This window comes from Flavobacterium sp., assembly GCF_044361065.1.
Lineage (GTDB): Bacteria > Bacteroidota > Bacteroidia > Flavobacteriales > Flavobacteriaceae > Flavobacterium.
On sequence record NZ_JBIKJI010000202.1, the window covers coordinates 1 to 3140 of the forward strand.

General features: G+C 33.2%; 4 protein-coding genes. 2 read left to right on the forward strand and 2 right to left on the reverse strand.

The features are described 5' to 3' along the window. Positions 1-1279: ATP-dependent RecD-like DNA helicase (locus tag ACIQ11_RS09890; protein WP_396154485.1), on the forward strand; the 1279-nt coding region annotated here is incomplete at its 5' end. A gap of 111 nt (positions 1280-1390) precedes the next feature. Continuing rightward, positions 1391-2116 carry a 3-deoxy-manno-octulosonate cytidylyltransferase gene (gene kdsB, locus ACIQ11_RS09895; protein WP_396154487.1) on the forward strand — a complete coding sequence of 242 codons (726 nt, stop codon included), beginning with the start codon at positions 1391-1393 and terminating at the stop codon, positions 2114-2116. A 231-nt stretch (positions 2117-2347) separates the two neighbouring features. Here the strand turns inward: kdsB and ACIQ11_RS09900 are convergent, their stop codons facing one another. Both ACIQ11_RS09900 and ACIQ11_RS09905 read right to left on the reverse strand, forming a co-directional pair. Beyond that, positions 2348-2698, reverse strand: a complete 351-nt coding sequence (locus ACIQ11_RS09900) for a hypothetical protein (RefSeq protein ID WP_396154489.1) — start codon at positions 2696-2698, stop codon at positions 2348-2350. A 9-nt stretch (positions 2699-2707) separates the two neighbouring features. Further along, on the reverse strand, positions 2708-3140 hold a 433-nt coding region (locus ACIQ11_RS09905; RefSeq protein WP_396154491.1), incomplete at its 5' end, for a superoxide dismutase.

Genomic DNA, 3140 nt, shown 5'->3' on the forward strand with positions numbered 1-3140 from the left:
CGGAACGGGTAAAACTACCGTGATTTCAACTTTAGTAAATCAACTACAAACCGCCAATAAAAAATCTGTTATGCTGGCGCCGACTGGTAGAGCGGCTAAAGTGATGTCAGCCTATTCTGAAAAACCCGCTTTTACCATTCATAAACGTATTTATTTTCCTAAAAAGAATAAAAATGGCGGCGTAGGTTTTGTGATGCAAGCCAATAAATTTAAGGATACGATTTTTATTGTGGATGAAGCCTCAATGATTTCGGATCAATCTAACGAAACGAGCTTGTATGAAAATGGTTCTTTGTTAGACGATTTATTGTTTTATGTAGATGCTGGGCAAAATTGCAAATTGATTTTAGTAGGTGATACGGCTCAGTTACCACCGGTGAATTCAGATATTAGTCCGGCTTTGGATATTCATTCATTACAAGTGAATTACGATAAAGAAATTATTCATATTGAATTGGACGAAGTGATGCGACAAGCTGAAAATTCAGGAATTTTAAGCAATGCTACCGAATTACGAGCGCTTTTAAAATCGCACTTTATTGATAATTTTAAATTCAATTTGAAATCGTTTAAAGACATTATTCGATTGGATGACGGATTTGATATTGAAGACGCCATTCACCAATCGTATCGAAATTATAGTACAGAAGATACTGCATTCATCGTGCGTTCTAATAAACGCGCCAATCAATACAACCAGCAAATTAGACAACGAATTTTAGATAAAGAAAGTGATTTGTCGGCTGGCGATTTGTTAATGGTAGTAAAAAACAACTATTTTTGGCTAAATGAAACCTCACAAGCTGGTTTTATTGCTAATGGCGATATTATTGAAGTCTTAAAAATAAGAAATATTCAGGAATTATATGGTTTTAAATTTGCCAATGTTACCATCCGAATGATTGATTATCCGAATGAAGCACCATTTGAGACCGTACTGCTTTTAAATACCATTGAAAGTGAAGCGGCATCGCTGACGTATGAAGAATCGAATTTATTGTATCAAGAAGTTTCTAAAGATTATGAAGACGAAATTCACAAATACAAGAAACTTTTAAAAGTAAAAAGCAATCCGTATTTTAATGCGTTACAAGTCAAGTTTTCCTATGCGATTACGTGTCATAAATCGCAAGGAGGGCAGTGGAGTAGTGTGTTTGTAGAAAAACCCTACTTACCGAATGGTGTGGATAGAGATTATATTCGTTGGCTTTACACGGCAATAACAAGAGCAAAAGAAAAGTTATATTTAATTGGGTTTAAAGATGAAAATTTTGAGTAATTTTGAAAACACATAAAAACATAGATAAATTTTTAAATATATATTTGGTGTTTAAAGTTAATTTTAGAAATAAAACGAAACCTTTAACCCAAAACCTTTAACCCATTTACAATGAAAATAATTGCTGTCATCCCTGCGCGTTATGCTTCTACACGATTTCCTGCTAAATTAATGCAAGATTTAGGTGGAAAAACGGTTATTTTAAGAACATATGAAGCAGCTGTGGCTACTAATTTGTTTGACGATGTGTTTGTGGTTACCGATTCGGAATTAATTTATAATGAAATTATTTCCCATAACGGAAAAGCTATTATGAGCATCAAGGAGCACGAAAGTGGTAGCGACAGAATAGCAGAAGCTATTGAAAACATTGATACAGACATTATTATAAATGTACAAGGTGATGAACCTTTTATCAATAAATCGCCTTTAGAACAAATTATTACGGCTTTTCAAAATGATTCAGAAAAGAAAATTGATTTGGCTTCTTTAATGTTTGAAATTAAAGATAAATCAGAAATTGAAAACCCAAATAACGTAAAAGTAATTACGGACCAAGACGGATTTGCTTTGTATTTTTCGCGTTCGGTAATTCCGTTTCCTCGTGAGGAAAATTTGGGTGTACGATATATGAAGCATATTGGTATTTATGCGTTTAGAAAACAAGCGTTATTAGACTTCGCTAAATTACCGATGTTGTCTTTAGAAGCCTCAGAAAAACTAGAACAATTGCGTTATTTAGAATACGGCAAACGCATTAAAATGATTGAAACGTCTCACGCAAGTATAGGAATTGATACGCCTGAAGATTTAGAAAAAGCGAGACGTTTAGTATAATATTCTGCCAGTTTCAAAAAAAATTCAACACAGATTAAAAAAATTACCACAAATTTAATCAGTGCTAATCCTAAAATCCGTGGCTAAGAATTTTAACCAAGATTACACAAATTACACAAATTTAATCCGTGTTAATCCTAATATCCGTGGCTAAGAATTTCAACACAGATTACACAAATTTTCACTAATTTATTCGTGCTAATTCGTGAAATTTGTGTCAAATAAATTAAATTATTTTACCACAATCTCAGCTTCCTTTTTAACAATAATTTCTGGTTTTCCTTTATACATTATAACGGTTCCAGTGATGCAAATGGTTTTTGAATCTAACGTTAGTGGATCGTAAGAAAATGCCTCTCGGTCAAGTTTAAAAATTACTACAGAAAACGCATTGTCTGGAAAGGGTTTTCCAAAATTCAATAGCGCATTTCCGCCTTTTGTTTCGTGAATACCTGTTACTTTTTCACAAATTGTAATTGTTTTTCCTTCAAAAGAAGCTATATTTTCTAAAGTAGGTGTGCTTTCTTGTGCAGCAACCAATAACGTTCCGAATAAAAATAGAACTAAAAATACTTTTTTCATACCTGTAAATTAATTGTTTTTAATAGCTAAGTTGTAATTGGCACTTACTTCGTTCCAGTTTATAACGTTCCAAATAGACGTTAAATAATCGGCACGTTTGTTTTGGTATTTTAAGTAATACGCGTGTTCCCAAACATCAATTCCTAAAATGGGTGTGCCTTTGGTTTCTGCAACATCCATTAACGGATTGTCTTGATTTGGAGTAGAAGACACCACCAATTTGTTATTTTTATCAACAGAAAGCCAAGCCCATCCAGAACCAAATCGGGAAGTGGCAGCCGCATTTATTTTTTCTTTTAAAACATCCATACTTCCAAATGTTTCGTTAATTGCTTTTTCTAAACCTCCAGTTGGTTTGGTGTTTTTTATTGGTGTTAGTAGTGACCAAAATAATTCGTGATTATAATGTCCGCCAGCATTGTTTCTAATAGCTGGACTCAAC

What these genes read in the sequence shown, in the direction of transcription:
- ACIQ11_RS09900 (WP_396154489.1), bottom strand. Translation starts at nt 2,698, where the DNA reads ATGAAAAAAGTATTTTTAGTTCTATTTTTATTCGGAACGTTATTGGTT.
- kdsB (WP_396154487.1), top strand. Translation starts at nt 1,391, where the DNA reads ATGAAAATAATTGCTGTCATCCCTGCGCGTTATGCTTCTACACGATTT.